At 63.0% G+C, this 24,715-nt stretch carries 24 protein-coding genes; 12 read left to right on the forward strand and 12 right to left on the reverse strand.

Annotated elements, in window-relative coordinates:
• Position 1: 1 nt before the first annotated feature.
• The 6 genes from HYN69_RS07765 to HYN69_RS07790 all read left to right on the forward strand — a co-directional run bounded on the left by HYN69_RS07765 (position 2) and on the right by HYN69_RS07790 (position 9,260).
• Entirely contained in the window at positions 2-1,228 is a 1,227-nt protein-coding gene (locus HYN69_RS07765; RefSeq protein ID WP_108435243.1) for an MFS transporter, read from the forward strand.
• A 67-nt stretch (positions 1,229-1,295) separates the two neighbouring features.
• Positions 1,296-1,877, forward strand: coding sequence for a DUF924 family protein (locus HYN69_RS07770; protein ID WP_108435244.1), 582 nt, complete (start codon positions 1,296-1,298; stop codon positions 1,875-1,877).
• A 76-nt stretch (positions 1,878-1,953) separates the two neighbouring features.
• Positions 1,954-3,348: a dihydrolipoyl dehydrogenase gene (gene lpdA / locus HYN69_RS07775; RefSeq protein WP_108435245.1), complete on the forward strand. Its 1,395-nt coding sequence runs from the start codon at positions 1,954-1,956 to the stop codon at positions 3,346-3,348.
• 76 nt (positions 3,349-3,424) lie between these two features.
• Positions 3,425-4,579: an MFS transporter gene (locus tag HYN69_RS07780; protein WP_230426527.1), complete on the forward strand. Its 1,155-nt coding sequence runs from the start codon at positions 3,425-3,427 to the stop codon at positions 4,577-4,579.
• A gap of 129 nt (positions 4,580-4,708) precedes the next feature.
• Positions 4,709-7,567: an excinuclease ABC subunit UvrA gene (gene uvrA / locus HYN69_RS07785; RefSeq protein ID WP_108435247.1), complete on the forward strand. Its 2,859-nt coding sequence runs from the start codon at positions 4,709-4,711 to the stop codon at positions 7,565-7,567.
• 244 nt (positions 7,568-7,811) lie between these two features.
• A complete protein-coding gene (locus tag HYN69_RS07790) occupies positions 7,812-9,260 on the forward strand; it encodes an NCS1 family nucleobase:cation symporter-1 (protein WP_108435248.1) in 1,449 nt (482 codons plus the stop codon).
• A 46-nt stretch (positions 9,261-9,306) separates the two neighbouring features.
• On the opposite strand, the gene HYN69_RS07795 is transcribed toward HYN69_RS07790, so the two are convergent.
• Positions 9,307-9,948, reverse strand: a complete 642-nt coding sequence (locus HYN69_RS07795) for a Crp/Fnr family transcriptional regulator (RefSeq protein WP_108435249.1) — start codon at positions 9,946-9,948, stop codon at positions 9,307-9,309.
• A gap of 113 nt (positions 9,949-10,061) precedes the next feature.
• Entirely contained in the window at positions 10,062-11,561 is a 1,500-nt protein-coding gene (locus HYN69_RS07800; RefSeq protein ID WP_108437087.1) for a CoA-acylating methylmalonate-semialdehyde dehydrogenase, read from the reverse strand.
• A gap of 227 nt (positions 11,562-11,788) precedes the next feature.
• On the opposite strand from HYN69_RS07800, the gene HYN69_RS07805 reads away from it, so the two are divergent.
• The 3 genes from HYN69_RS07805 (at position 11,789) to coaD (ending at position 13,760) form a co-directional block, all read left to right on the forward strand.
• Positions 11,789-12,676 (forward strand): LysR family transcriptional regulator, encoded by an 888-nt coding sequence (locus HYN69_RS07805; RefSeq protein ID WP_108435250.1) that lies wholly within the window; start codon positions 11,789-11,791, stop codon positions 12,674-12,676.
• Positions 12,677-12,761: 85 nt separating this feature from the next.
• The gene (locus HYN69_RS07810; RefSeq protein WP_108437088.1) at positions 12,762-13,196 is read left to right on the forward strand and encodes a CBS domain-containing protein; all 435 of its coding nucleotides are present in this window, start codon (positions 12,762-12,764) and stop codon (positions 13,194-13,196) included.
• A 72-nt stretch (positions 13,197-13,268) separates the two neighbouring features.
• Positions 13,269-13,760 carry a pantetheine-phosphate adenylyltransferase gene (gene coaD, locus HYN69_RS07815; protein ID WP_108435251.1) on the forward strand — a complete coding sequence of 164 codons (492 nt, stop codon included), beginning with the start codon at positions 13,269-13,271 and terminating at the stop codon, positions 13,758-13,760.
• Positions 13,761-13,815: 55 nt separating this feature from the next.
• Here the strand turns inward: coaD and HYN69_RS20970 are convergent, their stop codons facing one another.
• The 4 genes from HYN69_RS20970 to gap (HYN69_RS07830) form a co-directional block, all read right to left on the reverse strand.
• Positions 13,816-13,980, reverse strand: coding sequence for a hypothetical protein (locus HYN69_RS20970; RefSeq protein WP_174213608.1), 165 nt, complete (start codon positions 13,978-13,980; stop codon positions 13,816-13,818).
• A gap of 281 nt (positions 13,981-14,261) precedes the next feature.
• Positions 14,262-15,266, reverse strand: a complete 1,005-nt coding sequence (gap, locus tag HYN69_RS07825; RefSeq protein WP_108435253.1) for a type I glyceraldehyde-3-phosphate dehydrogenase — start codon at positions 15,264-15,266, stop codon at positions 14,262-14,264.
• 94 nt (positions 15,267-15,360) lie between these two features.
• Positions 15,361-15,507, reverse strand: a complete 147-nt coding sequence (locus HYN69_RS20545; protein WP_159082401.1) for a hypothetical protein — start codon at positions 15,505-15,507, stop codon at positions 15,361-15,363.
• A gap of 11 nt (positions 15,508-15,518) precedes the next feature.
• Positions 15,519-16,523 (reverse strand): type I glyceraldehyde-3-phosphate dehydrogenase, encoded by a 1,005-nt coding sequence (gene gap / locus HYN69_RS07830; RefSeq protein WP_108435254.1) that lies wholly within the window; start codon positions 16,521-16,523, stop codon positions 15,519-15,521.
• 184 nt (positions 16,524-16,707) lie between these two features.
• On the opposite strand from gap (HYN69_RS07830), the gene HYN69_RS07835 reads away from it, so the two are divergent.
• A complete protein-coding gene (locus tag HYN69_RS07835) occupies positions 16,708-17,679 on the forward strand; it encodes a DUF808 domain-containing protein (protein ID WP_108435255.1) in 972 nt (323 codons plus the stop codon).
• 32 nt (positions 17,680-17,711) lie between these two features.
• Here the strand turns inward: HYN69_RS07835 and tkt are convergent, their stop codons facing one another.
• Positions 17,712-19,727: a transketolase gene (gene tkt / locus HYN69_RS07840; RefSeq protein ID WP_108437089.1), complete on the reverse strand. Its 2,016-nt coding sequence runs from the start codon at positions 19,725-19,727 to the stop codon at positions 17,712-17,714.
• A 264-nt stretch (positions 19,728-19,991) separates the two neighbouring features.
• Here tkt and HYN69_RS07845 point away from each other — a divergent pair, with 264 nt between their 5' ends.
• Positions 19,992-20,501, forward strand: coding sequence for a hypothetical protein (locus HYN69_RS07845; protein ID WP_108435256.1), 510 nt, complete (start codon positions 19,992-19,994; stop codon positions 20,499-20,501).
• Positions 20,494-20,874 carry a cell division protein ZapA gene (locus tag HYN69_RS07850; RefSeq protein WP_108435257.1) on the forward strand — a complete coding sequence of 127 codons (381 nt, stop codon included), beginning with the start codon at positions 20,494-20,496 and terminating at the stop codon, positions 20,872-20,874. Before HYN69_RS07845 ends, HYN69_RS07850 begins: the two co-directional genes overlap by 8 nt.
• 79 nt (positions 20,875-20,953) lie before the next feature.
• On the opposite strand, the gene grxD is transcribed toward HYN69_RS07850, so the two are convergent.
• From grxD to purL, 5 genes are read right to left on the reverse strand one after another with little or no spacing between them, the layout of a single operon-like run.
• Positions 20,954-21,316, reverse strand: coding sequence for a Grx4 family monothiol glutaredoxin (gene grxD / locus HYN69_RS07855; protein ID WP_108435258.1), 363 nt, complete (start codon positions 21,314-21,316; stop codon positions 20,954-20,956).
• Positions 21,313-21,453: a hypothetical protein gene (locus HYN69_RS20550; protein WP_216824670.1), complete on the reverse strand. Its 141-nt coding sequence runs from the start codon at positions 21,451-21,453 to the stop codon at positions 21,313-21,315. Before HYN69_RS20550 ends, grxD begins: the two co-directional genes overlap by 4 nt.
• 19 nt (positions 21,454-21,472) lie before the next feature.
• The gene (locus tag HYN69_RS07860) at positions 21,473-21,709 is read right to left on the reverse strand and encodes a BolA/IbaG family iron-sulfur metabolism protein (RefSeq protein ID WP_108435259.1); all 237 of its coding nucleotides are present in this window, start codon (positions 21,707-21,709) and stop codon (positions 21,473-21,475) included.
• A gap of 26 nt (positions 21,710-21,735) precedes the next feature.
• A complete protein-coding gene (locus HYN69_RS07865; protein WP_108435260.1) occupies positions 21,736-22,245 on the reverse strand; it encodes a GNAT family N-acetyltransferase in 510 nt (169 codons plus the stop codon).
• Positions 22,242-24,401, reverse strand: a complete 2,160-nt coding sequence (gene purL, locus HYN69_RS07870) for a phosphoribosylformylglycinamidine synthase subunit PurL (RefSeq protein WP_108437090.1) — start codon at positions 24,399-24,401, stop codon at positions 22,242-22,244. Before purL ends, HYN69_RS07865 begins: the two co-directional genes overlap by 4 nt.
• Positions 24,402-24,715: the final 314 nt, after the last annotated feature.

Raw genomic sequence — 24,715 nt, forward strand, 5'->3', positions numbered from 1 at the left:
CATGCTGACCGTCCTTCGCACCTCGTGGCCGCTTTTGCTGGGCGTCATGCTGCTGATGGTCGGCAACGGGATACAGGGGTCGCTCTTGGGGATCAGGGGAAGCATCGAGGGATTTTCGACCTTCCAGATTTCCATCGTCATGTCGGCCTATTTCGCGGGGTTCCTGTTCGGGTCGCGCATGGCTCCTGCGATGATCAGGAAGGTGGGGCATGTGCGGGTCTTTGCAGCACTCGGGTCGATCATCTCGGCGGTGCTGGTGGTCTATCCGGTGGCGCCTGACTGGATCGTGTGGTCGCTGTTGCGGGTGATGATCGGGTTCTGTTTTTCGGGCATCTATATCACCACCGAAAGCTGGCTGAACAACGCCGCAACGAACGAGACGCGGGGGCAGGCGCTTTCGGCCTATATGATCGTGCAGATGCTGGGGATCATCGCGTCCCAAGCCTTGCTCAACGTGTCGGACCCTTCGGGGTTCACGCTGTTCGTCATTCCTTCGGTGCTGGTGTCGCTGGCGTTTTTGCCGCTGCTGCTGGCCCCTACGCCTGCACCCACGTTCGAGACGACAAAGGCTTTGTCGTTCCGCGCGCTGTTTCGCATCTCGCCGCTTGGCTGCGTGGGGATGCTGCTGACGGGGGGCGTGTTTTCCGCGATGTTCGGCATGGCGGCGGTCTGGGGGTCGATGAAGGGGCTGTCGGTGCGCGACATCTCGATCTTCATCGGCGCGCTTTATGTCGGCGGCTTGGTGCTGCAATACCCGATCGGCTGGGTGTCGGACCGGATGGACCGCAGGAAGCTGATCATGGGGCTTTCCGCCGTGGCTGCGGTGGTGATGGTGGTGCCGGTCGTGGTCGACCTGCCGTTTACGCTGCTTCTGGTGGTGGCGCTGCTGCTGGGCGGGATTACCAATCCGGTCTATGCGCTGCTGATCGCCTATACCAACGACTTTCTCGGCAAGGATGACATGGCGGCGGCCAGTGCGGGGATGATCTTTCTGAACGGGTTTGGCGCGATCTTCGGCCCGCTTGTTACCGGCTGGATCATGGGGCGGATCGGGCCTGCGGGGTTTTTCCTTTTTATCGCGGTGCTTTACGTGGCGCTGGCGGGATATGCACTGTGGCGGATGACGCGCCGTGCAGCCCCTGCCGGAACGGGGCATTTCGCCAACCTCGTGCCGACAGCCTCGCCGGTTGCAGCGGCGGCAGTGATGGAAAAGGGGCAGGGGCGGTAAAGCCTGCCTTGCCTTGCACCACCTGCCAAAGCCTGTCAGGCTTTGCGCCTAACGAAAGGCGCGCCCCATGTCCGACCCTGTCCAAGTGCTCGATTTCTGGCTGGGCGATGTCGGCCCCGAAGGCTGGTATGCCGGTGGCGACGAGATCGACGCCGCCTGCCTGATGTTTCAGGACCTGTGGGAAGCCGCGCGTGACGGCGGCTTGGACCATTGGGTCGAGGGCACGGTGGGCACATTGGCCTTTCTGATCCTGACCGACCAGTTGCCGCGCAACATGTTTCGCGGCAAGGCCGACAGTTTCGCCACCGACCCCTTGGCGCTGGCCGCCGCCAAGACGGCGATTGCCGAGGGCTGGGACATGAACGCGCCGGAACCCGAGCGGCAGTTTTTCTACCTGCCGCTCGAACATTCGGAAAACGCGGAAGATCAGGCGTTGTGCGTGGCATTGATCGGGGAACGCATGACCGACCCCGATCTGCTGCTGCACGCCCGCGCGCACCAAGACGTCATTTCGCGCTTCGGGCGCTTTCCGAACCGCAACGCCGCTTTGGACCGGACCTCGACCCCGGACGAGGCCGCGTTTCTGGAACAGGGCGGCTATGGCGCGGTTGTCCGTGCCTTGCAGGCTAGCCATGCAGATGGCGCATAGGGTCACGGCGTTGCGGTCGTTGCTTGGCCCATACATATAGTTTAAGGCCAAACTACTTTTCTTGAGGGAGGAAACCATGGCCGCCACATACGATGTGATCGTGATCGGCGCGGGTCCGGGCGGCTATGTCGCCGCGATCCGTGCTGCCCAGCTGGGCAAGAAGGTCGTGATCGTCGAGCGCGAAAATCTGGGCGGCATCTGTCTGAACTGGGGTTGCATCCCTACCAAGGCGCTGCTGCGGTCGGCGGAAGTGTTCCACCTGATGCATCGGGCCAAGGAATTCGGGCTTTCGGCCAGTGGCGTGTCCTTTGATCTGCCCGCCGTGGTGGCGCGGTCGCGCGGGGTGGCAAAGCAGTTGTCGTCGGGCATCGGGCACCTGATGAAGAAGAACAAGATTGCCGTGGTGATGGGCGAGGCGACCATTTCCGCCAAGGGCCGCGTTTCGGTGAAAACCGACAAGGGCGTGGAAGAACTGGCCGCGCCTGCGATCATTCTGGCGACCGGTGCGCGGGCGCGTGAACTGCCGGGGCTGGAAGCCGATGGCGATCTGGTCTGGGCCTACCGTCACGCGCTGCAACCGGTGCGGATGCCGAAAAAGCTGCTGGTCATCGGCTCGGGCGCGATCGGGATCGAATTTGCGAGCTTTTTCAACACGCTGGGGGCCGATACCACGGTCGTCGAGGTGATGGACCGGATCCTGCCGGTGGAAGATGCCGAAGTCGCGGCATTCGCCAAGAAGGCGTTCATCAAACAGGGGATGAAGATCCTTGAAAAGGCGGCGGTCAAAAAGCTGGATCGCAAGCCGGGTATCGGCGTGACCGCGCATATCGAACAGGGTGGCAAGACCGAATTGCACGAATTCGACACGGTGATTTCCGCCGTGGGCATCGTCGGCAATGTCGAAAATCTTGGTCTGGAGGCGCTTGGCGTCAAGATCGACCGCAGCCATGTGGTGACGGACGAATATTGCCGCACGGGCGTGGACGGGCTTTACGCCATCGGCGATATCGCGGGCGGGCCGTGGCTGGCGCACAAGGCGAGCCATGAGGGCGTGATGGTGGCCGAATTGATCGCGGGCGGGCATCCGCACCCGATCAAGCCGGGCAGCATCGCCGGCTGCACCTATTGCCACCCGCAGGTGGCATCGGTCGGTCTGACCGAGGAGAAGGCCAAGGCGGCAGGTCTGGATATCAAGGTCGGGCGCTTCCCGTTCATCGGCAACGGCAAGGCGATTGCGCTGGGTGAGGCGGAAGGCTTCGTGAAGACGATCTTCGACGCCAAGACCGGCGAGCTTTTGGGCGCGCATATGGTGGGCGCGGAAGTGACCGAGCTGATTCAGGGCTATGTGATCGGGCGGGCGCTGGAGACGACGGAAGAAGACCTGATGAACACGGTCTTCCCGCACCCGACCCTGTCGGAGATGATGCACGAATCCGTGCTCGACGCTTACGGGCGCGCGCTGCATTTCTGAAAAAGGGCGGGGGGCTCGCCCCCCGCACCCCCGAGGATATTTGAAGACAGAAAATGGGGGCAGGATGCGCGCGGTCGTGACCGTTCTTGCACTGTGGTGCGCGGGGCTGGGGGCAGCGGCGCAGTTCGGCAAGATGTCTTTTGCCTTTGACCTGTTTTCCGCGCGCTACCCTGACCACGGGCCTGTCGGCATCGGGTTGCTGGTTTCGGTCGTTGGCATCGTGGGGCTGGTTTTCGGCACCACCGCCGGGCTGCTGGTCGCCCGTATCGGGCCGCGCCGCGCCATCGTGGCGGCGCTGGCGCTTGGCGCGGTGATGTCGGCGGTGCAAATCCTGCCCTTGCCCTATGCGGCGCTGTTTTTGACGCGGGGGATCGAGGGGTTTTCGCATCTTGCCATTGTCGTCGTCGGCCCGACCATGATCGCAGGGCTTGCGCCGCCAAGGCATCAGGGGTTGGCGATGACGCTGTGGAGCAGTTTCTTCGGCGTGACCTATGCGTTGCTGGCAGTGGTGGCCCCCGCTTTGCTGTCGGGCGGAGACACGGGGCCGTTGTTCGGGCTGCATGCGCTGTGGATGGCGGGGTTTGCGCTGGTGCTGCGGGGCCTGTTGCCCGCCGATCCGGCTGCGGTCAGGCATCCTATGACGGGGCTGGTCGGGCAGCATATGGCGATCTATGCCTCGCCGCGCATTGCGGCGCCCGCGACCGGCTTTGTGTGCTACACAGCGCTTTATGTGGCCGTACTGACCCTGCTGCCGCCGCTTATGCCGCCGGATATGCAGGCGGGCGTGGCGGCGGGGATGCCGCTTTTGTCGATCGCCGTGTCCATGACGCTGGGGGTCTGGATGCTGGGGCGGATCACGGCGGTGCAACTGGTGCAGGCGGGGTTTGCGGTTGGCGCGCTTGCGGCGCTGGCGCTCTGGATCGGCTGGGGGCAGGGCGCGGTGATGCTGGCCGCAAGCCTGACACTGGCGGCCGCGATGGGCATCGTGCAGGGGGCGAGTTTCGCCGCAATTCCGCAGCTGAACGACAGCGACCTTGACCGCGCCCGTGCCTCGGGGGCGGTGGCGCAACTGGGCAATCTGGGCACCACGACGGGCACGCCGCTGCTGGCGGCGCTGATCGTAATGGCCGGACCTGGCGGTCTGGCGGGCTTTGCCCTGCTGCTGTGCCTGTCGGGAATTGCCGTGCATTCGTGGCAAGCGCGGCGGCGTTTGGCCGTCCTGCCCCGATAAATTTCCGGCACGTTCCGTTTTATTCCCTTCTTGTTCACCACTTGTTCACTTTTTTCGATTGGAGACTCGGCCCGGCTCACCTATCTCTGACGCTGTGATACGCCTTGTTCAGGGCGGCTGGGGGATAGCATGGCCGAGCAGAAGTTCATCGAGGTGCGGGGTGCCCGCGAGCATAACCTCAAGGGCATCGACGTCGATATTCCGCGCGACCAACTGGTCGTGATCACCGGGCTTTCCGGGTCGGGCAAATCCTCGCTCGCCTTTGACACGATCTATGCCGAAGGGCAGCGGCGCTATGTCGAAAGCCTGTCGGCCTATGCGCGGCAGTTCCTCGACATGATGGGCAAGCCGGATGTCGACCATATCAGTGGCCTGTCACCTGCGATTTCCATCGAGCAGAAGACGACCAGCAAGAACCCGCGTTCGACCGTGGGCACGGTCACGGAAATCTACGACTACATGCGCCTGTTGTTCGCGCGGGTCGGCACGCCGTTTTCGCCCGCCACCGGCCTGCCGATCACCGCGATGCAGGTGCAGGACATGGTCGATGCCGTGATGGCGATGGAGGAGGGGGCGCGGGCCTATCTGCTGGCCCCGATCATCCGCGACCGGAAGGGCGAGTACAAGAAGGAGTTCCTCGAGCTGCGCAAGCAGGGGTTCCAGCGGGTCAAGGTGAATGGGGCGTTTTACGAGCTGGAAGAACCGCCGACGCTCGACAAGAAATTCCGTCACAACATCGACGTGGTGGTGGACCGGATCGTTGTGCGCGATGGCATCCAGACGCGGCTGGCCGATAGTTTCCGCACGGCTTTGGACCTTGCCGATGGCATCGCGATCATCGAGACCGCGCCAGCCGAGGGCGAGGGCCAGCGCATCACCTATTCGGAAAAATTCGCCTGTCCGGTTTCGGGTTTCACCATTTCGGAAATCGAGCCACGGCTGTTTTCGTTCAATGCGCCGTTCGGGGCCTGTCCGGTCTGTGACGGGCTGGGGGTCGAGCTGTTTTTTGACGAGCGGTTGATGGTGCCCGATCAGGGGCTGACGCTGGGGCAGGGTGCATTGGCCCCGTGGTCCAAACAGAAGTCGCCCTATTTTACCCAGACCATCGAGGCGTTGGCAAAGCACTACCAGTTCGACCGCAAGACCAAGTGGAAAGACCTGCCTGCATCGGTGCAGCAGGTGTTCCTTTATGGGTCGGGCGAGGAAGAGATAAAGTTCCGTTATGACGAAGGCGGCCGTATCTACGAGGTTTCCCGCGTCTTCGAAGGCGTGGTGCCGAACATGGAGCGCCGCTACCGCGAGACGGATTCGTCATGGGTGCGCGAAGAGTTCGAGCGCTATCAGAACAACCGCGATTGCGGGGCCTGCCATGGCTACCGGCTGAAGCCCGAGGCGCTGGCGGTCAAGATCGCCGGGATGCATGTGGGCCAGGTGGTTCGCATGTCGATTGCCGAGGCCTATGCGTGGATCGGGTCGGTGCCCGACAGCCTGAGCGCGCAGAAGAATGAAATCGCGCGGGCTATCCTGAAGGAAATTCGCGAGCGGTTGGGCTTTCTGGTCAATGTGGGCCTGAATTATCTGACGCTGTCGCGCAATGCGGGCACGCTTTCAGGCGGGGAAAGCCAGCGCATCCGGCTGGCCAGCCAGATCGGCAGCGGCTTGACGGGGGTTTTGTATGTGCTGGACGAGCCGTCGATCGGCCTGCACCAGCGCGACAATGACCGCTTGCTCACCACGCTCAAGAACCTGCGCGATCAGGGCAATACCGTGCTGGTGGTGGAGCATGACGAGGATGCGATCCGCGAGGCGGATTATGTGTTCGACATCGGTCCGGGTGCGGGCGTGCATGGCGGGCAGGTGGTGGCCCACGGCACACCGGCGCAGATACAGGCCGATCCGGCCAGCCTGACGGGGCAATATCTTTCGGGACGCCGCGAGATTGCGGTGCCGAAGGTGCGGCGCAAAGGGTCGGGCAAGAAGCTGACGGTGGTGAATGCCACGGGCAACAACCTTCGGAACGTGACGGCGGAATTCCCGCTGGGGATGTTCGTCTGCGTGACGGGCGTTTCGGGCGGGGGCAAGTCGACGCTGACCATCGAGACGCTGTTCAAGACCGCCGCGACCCGTCTGAACGGCGCGCGCGAGACGCCTGCGCCTTGCGAGACGATCAAGGGGTTCGAGCATCTGGACAAGGTGATCGACATCGACCAGCGCGCCATCGGGCGCACGCCGCGGTCGAACCCCGCAACCTATACTGGCGCCTTCACCCCGATCCGTGACTGGTTCGCAGGTCTCCCCGAGGCCAAGACGAGGGGTTACCAACCCGGACGCTTCAGCTTCAACGTCAAGGGCGGGCGCTGCGAGGCGTGCCAAGGCGATGGCGTCATCAAGATCGAGATGCACTTCCTGCCCGATGTCTATGTGACCTGCGAGACCTGCAAGGGCCAGCGGTATAACCGCGAAACTTTGGAAGTTAAGTTCAAGAACAAAAGCATAGCCGACGTTCTTGATATGACGTGCGAGGATGCACAAGGCTTCTTTCAGGCGGTGCCCGCAATCCGCGAGAAGATGGATGCGCTGTGTCAGGTCGGGCTTGGCTATATCAAGGTCGGCCAGCAAGCGACCACGCTTTCTGGCGGTGAGGCGCAGCGGGTCAAGCTGTCGAAGGAGTTGTCGCGTCGCGCCACCGGGCGGACGCTTTACATTCTGGACGAGCCGACCACGGGTCTGCACTTTGAGGATGTCCGCAAACTGCTGGAAGTGCTGCACGAGCTGGTCGAACAGGGCAATACGGTGGTGGTGATCGAACATAACCTCGACGTCATCAAAACCGCCGACTGGATCATCGATATCGGTCCTGAAGGTGGTGACGGTGGCGGCGAGATCGTGGCGGTCGGCACGCCCGAGGATGTGGCAAAGGTCGAGGCGAGCCACACCGGGCGCTACCTGCGCGATATGCTCAAACCCCGCCGTGTGGCCGCCGAATAGCCTGCATGGGGCGGGATTCCGCCCGTAAAAGACCGGTTCCCGACCAAGCTTTTTCAAGAAAAGCCGAAAGGTCATGTCGTCTTTAGCGGCATTGCCCCTTGTGGCATTTGGGCGCAGGTTCACCACATGTCGCGTCATGCGGCTTCACCCGAGCTTAGCCAAACCGGCCACAGAGCCGGAACCGTAGACCATGTCGGTCGGCGGAGTATCTCCGCACGCCCCGTGTCACAGGAAGGGACAATCCGTGAAACTGATCAATCCGTCACCCTCGCTTCACAACGAGGATCTGGCGCCTGCAACCGAAAGGAAGTGGGGCGCGTTCTCGATCTTCAACGTCTGGACATCCGACGTTCACAGCCTTTGGGGCTATTACCTTGCCGCCTCGCTGTTCCTGCTGTGCGGCAGCTTCCTGAACTTCGTCATCGCGATCGGCTTCGGGTCGCTGGTGATTTTCGTGATGATGTCGATGGTCGGCAATGCAGGCGTCCGCACCGGCGTGCCGTTTCCGGTGCTGGCCCGTGCGTCCTTTGGCACCTTCGGCGCGAATATCCCGGCACTCGTGCGGGCGGTCGTCGCCTGTTTCTGGTACGGCGCGCAAACGGCAGCCGCTGGCGGGGCCATCGTGGCGCTGCTTGTCCGTTCGCCCGCGCTGCTGGAATTCCACCAGACCAGCCATTTCCTTGGCCATTCGACGCTGGAGGTGATCTGCTATGTCATCGTCTGGTCGGCGCAGCTTTTGATCATCCAGCGCGGCATGGAAACCGTCCGCAAGTTTCAGGACTGGGCCGGTCCCGCCGTCTGGGCGATGATGCTGTTTCTTGCCGGGTATCTGGTCGTCAAGTCGGGCACGTTCAGCTTCGGGTCGGAAATCCCGCAGGACGTGTTGCTGAAAGCCACGGCTGATGCAGGCGTTGCCGGTGCTCCGGGGTCGTTCGCAGCCCTTGCCGCCGTTGCCGCGACTTGGATCACGTATTTCGCTGCGCTTTACCTGAACTTCTGCGATTTCTCGCGCTATGCCACGTCGGAGAAGGCGCTCCGCAAGGGCAACCTTTGGGGACTGCCGATCAACCTTTTGGCCTTCTGCCTTGTGGCAGGTGTCACCACCACCGCGGCCTTCTCGGTCTATGGCGAGGTGCTGCTGCATCCCGAGGCGATTTCGGCCAAGTTCGACTCGTGGTTCCTCGCGCTTCTTGCCGCACTCACCTTTGCGGTCGCAACGCTGGGCATCAACGTGGTGGCCAACTTCGTCTCGCCGGCCTTCGACTTTGCCAACGTTTTCCCCCGTCAGATCGACTTTAAAAAGGGCGGTTATATCGCGGCAGGCATCGCGCTGGTGCTGTATCCCTGGGCCCCGTGGGAAACCGGAGCGGCGCATTTCGTGAACTTCATCGGCTCGACCATGGGTCCGATCTTCGGGATCATGATGGTGGATTACTACCTGATCCGCAAAGGCCGGCTGGACGTGAACGCGCTGTATCAGGAAGAGGGCGAGTTCAAGTTCAACGGCGGCTTCCATGGCAAGGCGTTCGTCGCGCTTGGCGTGGGGATGGTGTTCTCGTCGATCCTGCCGACCTTTACCACGGTGCTTCCGGCATGGTGGGGCACCTATGGCTGGTTCTTTGGCGTGGCCATCGGCGGGGCGGTCTATTACGGGCTGCGCGCAGGTGCTGCCGCACGCATGCAAGCGGCCTGATCCGGCAGGTTGCAACGACAAAGGGCGGGGGAAACCCCGCCCTTTTTCATGTCGCGGCCGAAGCGCGGCGCAGGGCCGCCGGATCGCGCAGATGCACCTCGCCGCGTTCGGTGGTGACCCATCCCGATTTCGCGAAGGCGTCGAGTTTGCGCGACACCACCTCGCGCGCGGACCCGATCCGTGCGGCGATTTCGGATTGGGTGGCCCGCACGACATGGCCATCGGCCAGATCGAGCAGGACCGAGGCGAGACGCGCCTCGACCCGGCCAAAGGCGACCGCTTCCAGAAGCCGCGTAAGATCGGCCATGCGCTGGCCAAAGGACCGCAGCACGAAAAGCCGGAATCCGGCATCGGCATCCATCAGGCGCAGAAAGAGCGGTTTGGGAATCACCACCGTCTCGCAATCGGTGACGGTGACAGCCGCCCCCGAATAGGGTTCGTCACCCAGCAGCCCCAGCGTTGTCTGCACGCAGGATTGCCCCGGTTCGACGCCGTAAAGCATGATTTCGCGGCCGTTCGGTCCGGTCAGATAAACCTCGACCCGTCCGGCCAGCACGACGGGGTAGCCCTGCGCCCGGTCGCCGGGGGAAAACAGGTCCATCCCCTTTGGCAAGGATCGCGCCGGCAAGGCGGCAAGTGCGGCCCGCGTCGCAGGCGCCACGTCTCCCAGTCCGGCAATCCAGTCCATAACTCGTCCCCCTGTACGCGGACAATTGAAACGGGCGGGGCCGCACAATCAAGCGCGAAGAATGACGAAAGGCCGCACAAGGCGGCCTTTCGCTAGTCACGGCTATGGCCGGTTCAGTCCATCGGTTTGAAGTTGAGCGACGCGCCTTCCTTGATGCCCGAAGGCCAGCGCGAAGTGATGGTCTTGGTGCGGGTGTAGAAGCGGAACGAGTCCGGCCCGTGCTGGTTCAGGTCGCCGAAGGCCGATTTCTTCCAGCCGCCAAAGGTGTGATAGGCCAAGGGAACCGGAATCGGTACGTTGATGCCGATCATGCCGACGTTGACGCGGGCGGCAAAGTCGCGTGCCGTGTCGCCGTCGCGGGTGAAGATTGCGGTGCCGTTGCCGTATTCGTGGTCCATCGCAAGGCCAAGCGCTTCTTCGTAGGTCTTGGCGCGAACGGTCGACAGGACGGGGCCGAAGATTTCCTTGCGGTAGATGTCCATGTCTTTGGTGACGTGGTCGAACAGGTGCGGGCCGACGAAGAAGCCGTCCTCATAGCCTTGCAGTTTGAAGCCGCGACCGTCGACCACCAGTTTCGCGCCCTGCGCCACGCCGGATTCGACCAGTTTGAGGATATTCGCCTTGGCGGCGGCGGTGACGACGGGGCCGTAATCGACATCGTTGCCAGCGGTATAGGGGCCGACCTTCAGCTTTTCGATGCGCGGGATCAGCTTTTCGATCAGCCGGTCGGCGGTTTCATCCCCAACCGGAACCGCGACCGAAATCGCCATGCACCGCTCGCCCGCAGCGCCGTAACCGGCACCGACCAGCGCATCGGCGGCAAGGTCCATATCGGCATCGGGCATGATGATCATATGGTTCTTGGCACCGCCGAAGCACTGCACGCGCTTGCCGTTGGCACAGCCACGACCGTAGATGTATTCGGCAATCGGGGTCGAGCCGACGAAGCCGATGCCCGAAATGATCGGGTTGTCGAGGATGGCGTCGACCGCGTCCTTGTCGCCGTTGATGACCTGCAAAACGCCATCGGGAAGGCCTGCTTCCTGGAACAGTTCGGCCAGCATCAGGGGAACGGACGGATCACGTTCCGAGGGTTTCAGGATAAAGGCGTTGCCGCAGGCAAGGGCGGGGCCCATTTTCCACAAGGGGATCATGGCGGGGAAGTTGAACGGCGTGATTCCGGCTGCAACGCCAATGGGTTGGCGCATGGAATACATGTCGATTCCGGGGCCCGCGCTGTCGGTGAATTCACCCTTCAGCAGATGTGGTGCGCCGATGCAGAATTCGATGACTTCCAGCCCGCGCTGGATGTCGCCCTTGGCGTCCGGCACGGTCTTGCCATGTTCGCTTGACAGCGCCTCGGCCAGTTTCTGCATGTCGCGGTTCAACAGGCGGACGAATTCCATCATCACGCGGGCGCGGCGCTGCGGGTTGGTGGCACCCCATTTGATTTGCGCTTGGGCGGCATCTGCCGTGGCGGCGTCAAGTTCGGCCTTGGTCGCAAGTGCGACGCGGGCCTGCACTTCGCCGGTGGCGGGGTTGAACACATCGGCAAAGCGGCCCGAAGTGCCTGCGACGTGCTTGCCGTTGATCCAGTGACCGATCTCTTTCATGGCGTCCTCCATTTGTCTGGCTGCACAATAGCCTTGCGGAAATGCTGGTAACAGGGGCAAGATTTCAAAAGGGCTTTGCAGAAATGCAGTGTGTGGCGGTAGGTGCGCGCCCGACCTGCGGGGTGGGTGCACGTATACGTGCGCCCGCCCCGGGGGGCGGGTCGGGCGCGCACCGTGGCTTTGGGCCACGGCGCAAGACAAGTCGTGGCGCGATGAGAGGAACGACAATGGACTGGGACGACCTGCGTATCTTCCTTGCCGTGGCCCGCAGCGAAAGCCTGTCGGCGGCGGGCAAGCGGCTCAAGATCGACCCCGCCACGGTGGGCCGCCGCATCGCCCGCCTTGAAGAGGCCATGGGCGCACGGCTTTTCGCCAAATCACCGCAAGGTTACGCCCTGACCGAGGAAGGCACCCGCCTGCTGTCCCACGCCGAACGTGCCGAGGCGGCGATGGAGGGCGCGCGCGAGGCTTTGAGCGGACCCGAGGGGCTGTCAGGCCAGATCCGCATCGGTGCGCCGGACGGTTGCGCCAACTACCTGCTGCCGCAGGTTCTGGCGGCTATCTGCGATGCAAATCCGGGGCTGGAAGTGCAGATCGTCGCCCTGCCGCGCGTGATCAACCTGTCAAAGCGCGAGGCCGATATGGCCATCGCGGTCAGCCGCCCCACGGCGGGCCGCCTGACCGTGCAGAAGCTGACCGATTACCACCTGCACCTTGCCGCGCACCCCGACTATCTGGCCCGTCATACCAGAATCGCAAAGCCCGAAGATCTGCGGTCGCACCGCATGGTCGGCTATATCCCCGATATGATCTTCGACAAGGAACTGGATTACCTGTCGGAAATCGGGGCGGCCAGCGTGCCCTTGGCGTCGAACTCGGTTTCGGTCCAGCTCAATTGGCTGCGCTGCGGGGCAGGGGTCGGGATCGTGCATGACTTTGCCCTTCCTGCCGCGCCGGGGTTGGTCAAGATCATTCCTGAACAGGTCAGCCTGACCCGCGCTTTCTGGTTGGTCCGCCATGCCGATGACGGGCGGGTAGAGCGGTTGAACCGCTTTGCCGATCTGCTCGTCAGCGGTATCCGGGCTGAAATGGCGCGGCTGGAGCTTTTGGCCTGACTTCCCGTTTTGACAATCGTTTCTTGACAGACTCGGGGCAGCGGGCCGACCCTGATGCGGCAGCACATGGAACGGGAGGTCGATGATGCACGTCCAGCAGATCCTGAAATCGAAATCCGATGACGGTGTCGTCACGGTCCCGCCGGGCACCAGCCTTGCCAAGGCCGCCGAGATACTGTCGACGCGCCGGATCGGGGCGCTGATCGTCTCGCCCGATGGCAAGCGCGTGCATGGCATCCTGTCGGAACGCGACATCGTACGCGAGTTGGGGCGGCGCGGCGTGGCCTGCATGGCCGACACCGTCGATTCGGTGATGACGGCCAGCATCACCAGCTGTCGCCGCGACGACAAGGCGGACGAGGTGCTGCAGAAGATGACCGACGGGCGCTTTCGCCACATGCCGGTTCTCGAGGGTGACCAGATGGTCGGGCTGATCTCGATCGGGGATGTGGTCAAGGCGCGGCTGATGGAGCTTTCGATGGAAAAGGATGCGTTGGAGGGGATGATCAAGGGGTTCTGACCGGCGCTTTGGCCTTGCCTTCGCGGGCGCAATAATGTTGCGTGCAAGCCGACAGACAGGGCAGGGGGACCCATGCGTATCGGCCTTTATCCGGGAACCTTCGATCCGATCACGCTGGGTCATGTCGATATCATCCAGCGGGCGATGGCGCTGGTCGACCGTCTGGTGATCGGGGTTGCGATCAACCGCGACAAGGGGCCGATGTTCACGCTGGAAGAGCGGGTGGCGATGGTCGAAGCCGAATGTGCCGCGATTGTCGCCAAGACGGGCGGCGAGATCGTCGTGCATCCGTTCGAGAACCTGCTGATCGATTGCGCCCGCGACGTCGGGGCAAGCGTTATCGTGCGCGGTCTGCGCGCGGTGGCGGATTTCGAATATGAATTCCAGATGGTTGGCATGAACCGCGCATTGGATGCCAGCATCGAGACCGTCTTCATGATGGCCGATGCGCGGCGTCAGGCGATAGCATCCAAACTGGTCAAAGAGATTGCGCGGCTTGGGGGGGATGTGTCGAAATTCGTCACGCCGCCGGTGGTGGATGCGCTGAAGAAGAAGCTGGGATAAACGAAAAAAGCGGAGGGTTTTTACCCTCCGCTTCGGCAGCCTGTGCCGGTATTCCTCATTTACCGTAGACGGTCGCCCAAGCGATCCGGCTCGCATCTTCGGGGAAAATCCCGAGGTCGAGCGCCACGTCGCGCGGCAGGCGGGCGATCTCGTCGCGGGTGCGCCGATAGGCAGCCCGATTGGCGGCGGCGGCTTTCAGCGTTTCGATCATGGTCAGCATTTTGTCATTCCTTTGCATCGCCAAGGGCTTTTCGGTTGTCCCTTCGGCTTGCTCAATAGATGGGCTGGAATGGTGGCGCTAACAACGCACAAGGCGCGGATGCCGTTATGCGCTTGGCGCATGGCTGTAGCTGAAAACGCAAAGCGGAATTTGACGCAAATTCCGCGACGAAATCTGACGCAGATTTCGGTTCGCACCGGTTGCAAGCGGAGTTTGCGTCAAACTCCGCCGCGTTTTCTGCGTCAGAAAACGCCCCGCCGCGGAACGGCGGGGTTCTTTCGTCAGATCAGCTTGCCCATCGCTACGGCCGTATCTGCCATGCGGTTGGAAAAGCCCCATTCATTGTCATACCACGTCAGGATCGACACGAAGGTTCCGTCCATCACCTTGGTCTGGTCCATGTGGAACACCGACGAATGCGGGTCGTGGTTGAAGTCGGACGAGACGTTCTTGAATTCGGTATAGCCGAGGATGCCTTTCAGCGGGCCGGACGTTGCCGCAGCCTTGATCGCGGCATTCACCTCTTCCACGCTGGTGGCGCGTTTGGCGATGAACTTGAGGTCGACCACCGAAACGTTCGGCGTCGGCACGCGGATCGCGAAACCGTCAAGCTTTCCCTTCAACTCGGGCAGCACCAGACCCACGGCTTTGGCCGCACCGGTCGAGGTCGGGATCATCGACAGGGCCGCCGCGCGACCGCGATACAGGTCCTTGTGCATCGTATCCAGCGTCGGCTGGTCGCCGGTGTAGCTGTGGATCGTGGTCATCATGCCCTTTTCGATGCCGATCACGTCGTTCAGCACCTTGGCGACCGGCGACAGGCAGTTCGTGGTGCAGGACGCGTTCGACACGACCAGATCGGCGGCGGTCAGCGTTTCATGGTTGACGCCGTAGACGATGGTCTTGTCGGCGCCGTCACCGGGGGCCGAGATCAGCACGCGCTTGGAGCCGTTCTCCAGATGCGCCATGCATTTTTCCTTGCTCGTGAAGATGCCGGTGCATTCCATCACGATATCGACATGGCCCCAGGGCAGTTCGGCGGGGTTCTTGATCGCCGTCACCTTCATCGGCCCGCGTCCGGCGTCGATCCAGTCTTCGCCGGTGGTCACGGTGCCGGGGAAACGGCCATGCACCGAATCAAAGCGCAAAAGATGCGCGTTGGTTTCGACCGGACCCAGATCGTTGATCGCCACGACCTCGATATCGGTGCGGCCCGATTCGATGATGCCGCGCAGAACGTTACGCCCGATGCGGCCGAAACCGTTTATGGCAACCTTGACGGTCATGGCTTTCCCTTTCGTCTGGCTTCATGGCGAATCCCGCCACCTGCGATAGCGCTAACATCGCGAAACGGTGTCGGATTTCAACCCGAGTCTGTCGTTAATGCCGCCAGAATGACAGGAAATAAATCAGTTCAGCCAGCTTTCGCACCAGGAAGAACGAAGCCGCCCCGCCGTTCAGGGCCAGATCAAGCAAAAGGGCGCCGATCACCATGGCGCCCAGTATCACTGCGTTGCGGTCGCTCATGACCCCTCCGGTTACTGGAGGAGCCGCCCCATCACACCGGCCACGTCGGCCATGCGGCAGGAAAAGCCCCACTCGTTGTCATACCACGCCAGCACACGGACGGTGCGGCCGCCGACCACCTTGGTCTGGTCAGGCGCGAAGATAGACGATTGCGGCGTGTGGTTGAAGTCGATCGACACTTTGGGTTCGGGATCATAGGCCAGCACCATGCCCATGTAGCCCGCTGCCGCCTCGCGCACGATTTCGTTCACGTCATGGGCGGTCACGGTCTTGCCGGCGACAAAGGTCAGATCGACCGCGCTGACATTCGGCGTTGGCACGCGGATCGCCGACCCGTCGAGCTTTCCGGCAAGTTCGGGCAGCACCTCTCCCAGCGCCTTGGCAGCCCCCGTGCTGGTGGGGATCATCGCCATGGCGGCGGCGCGGGCGCGGTAAAGGTCGTCGTGGCGGCGGTCGAGCGTGGGCTGGTCGCCGGTATAGCTGTGGATCGTGGTCATGATGCCGCTTTCGATGCCGATGGCGTCGTTCAGCACCTTGGCAAGCGGGGCGAGGCAGTTCGTGGTGCAAGACCCGTTCGAGACGACCAGATGATCGGGCGTAAGCTGGCGATGGTTCACGCCGTAGACCACGGTCTTGTCGGCCTGTTTGGCGGGGGCCGATACCAAGACCCGTTTCGCCCCGCGCCCCAGATGCACGGCTGCCTTGTCGCGGGCATTGAACTTGCCCGAACATTCCAGCACCACGTCCACCCCCTCCCAGTCGAGGGTTGCGGGGTCATAGGAAGACATCACGCGGATCGGCCCGCGACCGAGGTCGAGCGCGCCATTGCTGACCTTTACCACGCCCGGAAACCGGCCATGCACGCTATCGTATTTCAAGAGATGCGCGTTGGTCTCGAGCGGCCCCGTGGCGTTGATTGCCACCACCTGCACATCGTTGCGCCCCGATTCCGCGATATGCGCCAGCGTGCAGCGCCCGATGCGTCCGAAGCCGTTGATCCCGATGGTGATGGTCATGCCGATGCCCTCTGCGCGTGTTGTCACGTTTCGTCATAGTCGCGCCTTGCTGTGCTGCAAGTACAAAAGCGACATGATTTCAACATGTTACCGCAAACACCGACGGTTTGCGCTAACAGCGGCGAACCTTTGCAAAAGCTGCGCGCTGTTCTAGGTAGAAGCGGTATAGCAAGGGAACGGCAGCATGAGCGGACTTCTGGCACTTCTCGACGATGTGGCGGCCATCGCCAAGGTCGCCGCAGCCTCGGTCGACGATATCGCCGGAGCGGCTGCCAAGGCGGGGGCCAAGGCGGCGGGGGTGGTGATCGACGACGCCGCCGTGACGCCGAAATACGTGCACGGGTTTGAAGCCGACCGCGAATTGCCGATCATCTGGCGCATCGCGCGCGGGTCGTTGAAGAACAAGCTGGTCATCCTGTTGCCCGTGGCGCTGCTCTTGGCCAATTTCGCGCCTTGGGCAGTCACGCCCTTGCTGATGATCGGGGGTGCCTACCTTTGTTTCGAGGGGGCCGAGAAACTGTATCACGCGCTGGTGCCGGCCAAGGACCACGCGGTCGAGGCGGATTTCGACACCAAAGACCCGGCGCATCTGGAAGAGGAAAAGGTGGCGGGTGCGATCAAGACCGATTTCATCCTGTCGGCCGAGATCATGACCATCGCGCTGGCCGCTATCCCCGATTCCAATTTCTGGACCGAGGCGATCACGCTGGCCATCGTCGGGACCGTGATCACCGTCGGTGTCTATGGCGCGGTGGCGCTGATCGTGAAGATGGATGATCTGGGGCTGCACATGGCCGCGACCGGTCGCACGGGGGCGGGGCGGGCCTTTGGCCGTGGCCTTGTCAAGGCGATGCCGGGGTTCATGTCTGTGCTGTCGACCATCGGCACGGCGGCGATGCTGTGGGTGGGTGGCAATATCATCACCCACGGGCTGGACGTGCTGGGCTGGCCGTGGATTTACGACAGCATCCACCATCTGGCCGAGGTTGCGGCCCATGCGACGCCGGTGCTGCCGGGCGTGCTGGCCTGGGCGGTGACCGCCACATTTGACGGAGCCTTCGGCGTGATCCTGGGGCTGTTGCTGATTCCTGTTGCAACGCGGGTGATCGGCCCCGCAATCGCAGCGGTCACGGGAAAGAAAAAGGCCGCGCATTAAGCGCGGCCTTTGGGTCGATTTCAGGCAAAGCCCTAGAGCATCGATTTCGCCATTGCCACGGTGTGTTCTGCCGTGATGCCGAATTCCTTGTACAGCCGCTCCATCGGGGCGGATGCGCCAAAGGAGGACATACCGATGAAACCGGATTTGGCCTCGCGCCCGCCTTGGCCCAGAAGCCAGCGGTCCCAGCCCATGCGGACGCCTGCCTCGATTGCCACGCGCACCGGACCGGGCGGCAGCACCTTGCGGCGGTAAGCGTCATCCTGCGCGGCGAACAACTCCATGCAGGGCATGGATACCACGCGGGTGCCGATGCCTTCGGCTTCCAGCGCATCTTTGGCTTTCAGCGCAATCTCGATTTCCGAACCGGTCGCCATCAGGATCACCTGACGCTTCGCCACGGCTTCGGCCAGCACATAGGCGCCTTTGGCGACCATGTTGGTGTTGGTGTGGGTTTTACGCACCGCAGGCAGGTTCTGACGCGACAGGGCCAGCACCGTCGGGCGCTTGGTTTCGGTCAGCGCGACCTCCCATGCCTCGGCGGTTTCCACCATATCGGCGGGGCGGATCACCAGCGTGTTCGGCGTTGCGCGTGACATCGCCAGATGTTCGACCGGCTGGTGGGTCGGGCCGTCTTCGCCCAGACCGATAGAGTCGTGGGTCATGACGTAAACCACCGGCACGCCCATCAGCGCCGAAAGCCGCATCGAGGGGCGGGCATAATCGGTAAAGCACATGAAGGTGCCGGCATAGGGGCGCACGCCGCCATGCAGCGCCATGCCGTTCATCGCCGCCGCCATGCCATGTTCGCGGATGCCGTAATAGACGTAGCGGCCCTTGCGGTCCTCGGGGCTGAACACGCCCAGATCGGCGGTCTTGGTGTTGTTCGAACCGGTCAGGTCGGCCGACCCGCCGAGCGTTTCGGTCATCACCGGATTGATCGCCGCCAGCACCTTTTCCGATGCCGCACGGGTGGCGAGCTTCGGGGCGGTTTCGGCGGCGGTTTTCTTCACCGAACGGATCGCCGCCGCCAGCTTGGCCGGAGCGGTGCCTGCGAAGATACGGGCGAATTCCGCCTGCTTGGCCGTCGAAAGTGCGGCAAGACGTGTGTTCCATTCGGCATGGGCAGCCGCGCCACGCTTGCCCATCGCTTCCCACGCCGCTTTCACATCGGCGGGGATTTCGAAGGGGCCATACTCCCAGCCGTAAGCCGCTTTTGCCGCCGCCATCTGCGCGGCATCGGTCAGTGCGCCATGGCCCTTTGACGTGTCCTGCGCGGCATGGCCAAGCGCGATATGCGTCTTGCAGGCAATCATCGTCGGCTTGTCTGACCGCTTGGCCGCCGTCAGGGCGCGGTCGATGTCTTCGGGGTCGTGACCGTCGCAGGACAGCACGTTCCAGCCCGACGCCGCAAAGCGCGCTTTCTGGTCGGTCACATCCGACAGCGACACCTTGCCGTCGATGGTGATGCCGTTGTCATCCCACAGCACGATCAGGCGGCTCAGTTGCTGCTTGCCGGCCAGCGCAATCGCTTCCTGCGACACGCCCTCCATCAGGCAGCCGTCACCGGCGATCACATAGGTCCAATGGTCGACGATCTTCGACCCCCAGCGCGCGCGCAGGTTTTCTTCGGCAATCGCAAAGCCCACCGAATTGGCGATGCCTTGGCCCAAAGGGCCGGTCGTGGTTTCGACACCCGCGACATGGCCATATTCCGGATGGCCCGCCGTAATGGCACCCCATTGGCGGAAATTCTTGATCTGCTCGAGCGTCACATCTTCATACCCTGTCAGGTAGAGCAGCGCATAGATCAGCATCGACCCGTGGCCCGCCGACAGGATGAATCGGTCACGGTTGGCCCAGCGGGGCGCTTTGGGATCAAAGCTCAGATGCTTGTCGAAAAGCACCGTCGCCACATCCGCCATGCCCATCGGCATGCCCGAATGGCCCGAATTCGCGGCTGCCACCGCATCGAGCGTCAGCGTGCGGATGGCGCAGGCGCGCTTCCAATGATCGGGATGCCGGTCGCGAAGGGTTTGGATGTCCAAGGCCATGATCCTGTCTTCTAGCTTTCGGAAAACTTGAATGCTGCATAGCAGCCCAAGCGGCGAGTTCAAGCAATCTGGCCAAGTCTTTCAAGTGTAAGGACAAGCTTTGAAAGGGAAAGGGATGAGTCTGCGGCAACCTTTCGGTTAATATCTTTTGAACGGGGTAGTTCCGCCGATTCGCAAGTTGCCTCTGGCATGGCGCGGGCGGCTTGGTGATAAGACCGAAAAGAACCATGACGACAGGCAAAGACGAAAGGGCATTCCATGCAGGACCTGGCCGAACTTGAACGCCGGATCAACGCCGCCCTCCAGCGCATCGGCGCGGGGCTTGACGCATCGCCCGGCCCGTCGGAGGTGGCCCCTGCGGCGGCGCCCGGAACGGTGGAAATCGACCGGCTGACTGCCGAGCTTGAAGCGGCACGTGCCGAAACCGCGGCTTTGCGGCTGCAACTGTCGGCCGCGGCGCAACCGGCCCCCCGCAGCGTTCCGGCCACAGAGCTGGAGGCGCGGGTCGAACAGGTAACGCGCCAGCTTGACGTGCAGGGGCTAGAGTTGCAGCGACTTCGCAAGAACGTCGTGCAACTGCGTGAAAACCTTCGCACTTTGCGCCGTGCTGCGACCGAACGGCTGGCCGACCCTGAACAGATCAACCGCGCCATGCTGGCCGAGCTTGAATCGATCCGCGTCACGCGTTTTGCCGAAATCGCCGAGCTTGACGAAATCATCGCCGAGCTTGACCCCCTGATCGCGCCCGAGGTGCCTGAACATGCCTGAACTGACCATCACCATCGGTGGCCGCAATTTCACCGTCGCCTGTCAGGCCGGCGAAGAACATTTCCTGCAAACCGCCGCCGCGATGCTGGATGCCGAAGCGCAGCCGCTGACGGCGTCACTCGGGCGTCTGCCGGAAGCGCGGCTGTTGCTGATGGCGGGGCTGATGCTGGCTGACCGGACGGCGGCGGTCGAGGATGAAAACCGCAGCCTCAGGGCGCGTCTGGCCGAGGCGGAGGGGCGCGGCGCGCCTGAACCGCACCGGATCGAAGTGCCGGTGATTCCGCCGCAAGTCACCGAGACGCTTGCCGAAATCGCCGCAAGGGCCGAGGCGCTTGCCGACCGGATCGAAGACAGGCGGTCGGGGCAGGCGTGATTTTTCGCAGAAAAATCGTGCGCCTATATGGAAAAGGCCCGCGTCACAGCGCGGGCCTTTTGCCGTAAAGCCAACAGTATCAGCCGTTTGCGGCGCGAATCTTTTCGGCGGCGTCCTTGTCGAAGGTCACGCCCTTCGCCTCGAACAGCGCGTCCAACTCGCCCGACAGCGTCATCTCGGTGACGATGTCGCAACCGCCGACGAATTCGCCCTTGACGTAAAGCTGGGGGATAGTCGGCCAGTCGCTGAAATCCTTGATGCCCTGGCGCACTTCGGCGTCCGCCAGCACGTTCACATCGGCAAAATTCACGCCCATGTAGTTCAGCACCCCCGCCACACGGGACGAGAACCCGCATTGCGGCATCATCTTGGTGCCCTTCATGAACAGAACGACATCGTTCTTTTCGATCGTCTCGCGGATCTGGTCGGTAGCGGTGGTCATGGCGCGTCCTTGGACTTACGTTTCATCAAACGGATATATGGCCAAAGGCGGGCCAAAACAACCAAGGGAAAAGCGATCAGCATCGCCGCAATTCCCAAATTCTCACCGATCAGGCGCAACAGCTCCGAATAGAACACGGTGCGCTCGGACACTTTTTCAATCCGGCGCCTTGGTCGTCAGCGCCAGCGCATGCAATTCGCCATGCGCGCCATCCATCTTGCCCTTGAGCGCGGCATAGACCGCACGCTGCTGCTGGACACGGTTCATGCCCTTGAAGCTTGCGTCGATCACTTCCGCCGCGAAATGCTGCCCGTCGTCGCCTTCGACCGTGATCTTGGCGTCGGGAAAACTTTGCCGGATCAGGTTTTCGATATCGCGTGCGTCAACGGCCATTCCGGTCTCCTGTGCTTGGGCCAAATTTAGGCGTGCGGGGCAGGGGCTGCAAGGGTCATTGCGGCCCATTCCGCCCGCAGCATCCCGTAAAGCATCACATCCACCGTGCGGCCAAGCACAGGGCGGAACCAGTGCTGCAAAAGGCGGCCTTCCAGCCGGAAGCCCGCGCGGGTGTATATGGTCTGCGCCCGCAGGTTCTCGCCCGATGCATCGAGCCAGAGTTTCGCGGCCTGCAACTCGGTAAAGGCATGGTCCACCAGCACCTTCACGAAAGCCGACCCCTCACCTTTGCCCGCGCGGGCGAGCGCGAGGCGGCGCAACTCGACCCGCCCCGAAAGATCGCCGATCTCGCAAAACAGCGCATATCCGGCGGGGCCTGCGGTGTCTTCCCAGATGAGCAACCGCGTTGCGGGGTCCGGCAGGTAACGGGCGAGGGCGGCCTCGTCCTCGTCAGTGATGAAGGGCGCGTAATCCGGCCGCTGCGCGAGCGACCGGATAAAGGCGAAGTCGTCAGGCGTGGCGGGGCGCAGCCTCACGCCACCGCTTTCGCAAAGGCGCTGCGGTAGAGGTTGGACAGCTCCGCCAGCGCGGCGCTTTCCGCGCCGAAGGCCACGGCGTCGCCGCCGAAGCTGCCGACCACGGCCACGGGAACGCCCGCCGCCTTGCCCGCTGCGACAAGCTTTTCGGCGTTGGTCGGGTCACAGGCGACCAGATAGCGCGCCTGATCCTCGCCGAACAGGAAGCCTGCTTCGGAGACGGGCAGGGTGACACCCAAGCCCGCGCCTTCGGCCATTTCAAAGGCGGCAAGTCCGAGGCCGCCATCGGCCAGATCGGTTGCCGCCCGCAGCAGGGCGCGGTTGGCCCGCAGGAATTCGCCGTGCTTGCGCTCGTCGTCCAGATCGACCGGTGGCGCATCGCCCGCCTCGATGCCGAACATCTCGGCCAGCACTGCCGACTGGCCCAGATGGCCATGCGTCATGCCGATCAGTACGGCGGCATCGCCTGCCACGGGACGCCCCGCGATCAGCTCGTCAAGGCTGGTCAGGATACCGACCGCGCCGATGGTGGGCGTGGGCATGATGCCCGACCCGTCGGTTTCGTTGTACAAGGACACGTTGCCAGACACGATGGGCATGTCCAAAGCCGCGACCGCAGCGCCGATGCCTTTGATTGCACCGACGAACTGGCCCATGATCTCGGGCTTTTCGGGGTTGCCGAAGTTCAGGTTGTCGGTGGTGGCAAGCGGTGTCGCACCCACGGCGCAAAGGTTGCGATAGGCTTCCGCCACCGCCTGCTTGCCGCCCTCGAACGGGTTGGCCTTGACATAGCGCGGGGTCACGTCGCTGGTAAAGGCAAGCGCCTTGCCGGTGCCGTGCACCCGCACCACACCCGCGCCAGCGCCGGGTGCTACGACAGTATCGGCCATCACCATGCTGTCATATTGTTCGTAGACCCACGCCTTGTGGGCATAGCTGGGCGACCCGATCAAAGCGCGCAACCCGTCGATCGCGCCGATCTTCGGCACGTTTTCCAGCGGTGCGGCGGCAGGGGTTTCCACCCATGGGCGGTCATATTCCGGGGCGGAAGACGACAGTTTCGACAGGGGCAGGTCTGCCTTGATCTCGTTTCCATGCAAGATCAGGAAGCGGTCTTCGGGGATCGTCTCGCCCACGATGGCGAAATCGAGGTCCCATTTGACAAAGATCGCCCGCGCCACGGCTTCGAGTTCGGGCTTAAGGACCATCAGCATCCGCTCTTGGCTTTCCGACAGCATCATCTCGTAGGCGGTCATGTTCGGCTCGCGCTGCGGCACGTCATCCAGTTGCAGCTTGATGCCCAAGCCGCCCTTGTCGCCCATCTCCACCGCCGAACAGGTCAGGCCCGCGGCCCCCATGTCCTGAATGGAAATGACGGCACCTGACGCCATGAGTTCCAGACAGGCTTCCAGCAGGCGCTTTTCGGTGAAGGGGTCGCCGACCTGCACGGTGGGGCGCTTTTCCTCGATCGTGTCGTCGAATTCGGCGCTTGCCATCGTGGCCCCGCCGACCCCGTCACGCCCGGTCTTGGCACCCAGATAGACGACCGGCATGCCCACGCCGCTGGCGACCGAGTAGAAGATCTTGTCGGCATCGGCCAGACCGGCGGCAAAGGCGTTGACCAGACAGTTGCCGTTGTAGCTGCGGTGAAAGCGCACCTCGCCCCCGACGGTGGGCACGCCGAAGGCGTTGCCGTAGGATCCCACGCCTTCGACCACGCCCTTGACCAGATGGCTGGTCTTGGGGTGTTCGGGCACACCGAAGGACAGCGAGTTCATCGCCGCGATGGGCCGCGCGCCCATGGTGAAGACATCGCGCAGGATGCCGCCCACGCCGGTCGCAGCCCCCTGATGCGGTTCGATGTAGCTGGGGTGGTTGTGGCTCTCCATCTTGAAGATCACCGCCTGACCGTCGCCGATATCGACCACGCCCGCATTCTCGCCCGGTCCGCAAATCACCTGCGGGCCGGTGGTGGGCAGGGTGCGAAGCCAGCGTTTCGACGACTTGTAGGAGCAATGCTCGTTCCACATCGCGCTGAAGATGCCAAGCTCGGTAAAGGTCGGCTCGCGCCCGATGATCGCGAGGATGCGCTGATACTCGTCGGGCTTCAGCCCGTGGGATGCAATCAACTCGGGTGTGAGGCTGGGTTCGGTCATGCTGGCATCCCCTGCAAAGATCGTCGTCCTGCGTCGCGCTTTAGCGCCAAGCCCCCGAAAGGGAAAGGGGCCAAGCCGCCCGAGGTGGAAATTGCGACTTGTGGGTTGCCGCGCCACCGCTTTGCCCGTTGCCGGATTTTTCACCATCCGCCAGTGGTTGTGCCGCCGTGCCGGGCAAATCCGGGCCTTGGCTGCGAAAGCAAAAAAAAGGCCGAGCATAAAGCTCGGCCGAAGTCCAACAGGGAGGTATGAGGCAGCAAGAGAAGTCTCAATCACTGCCTCGCCGATGCAGATAGGGGTTCGGGGCATTTGCT

Origin of the sequence: Gemmobacter aquarius (genome assembly GCF_003060865.1) — a bacterium.
GTDB lineage: Bacteria > Pseudomonadota > Alphaproteobacteria > Rhodobacterales > Rhodobacteraceae > Paragemmobacter > Paragemmobacter aquarius.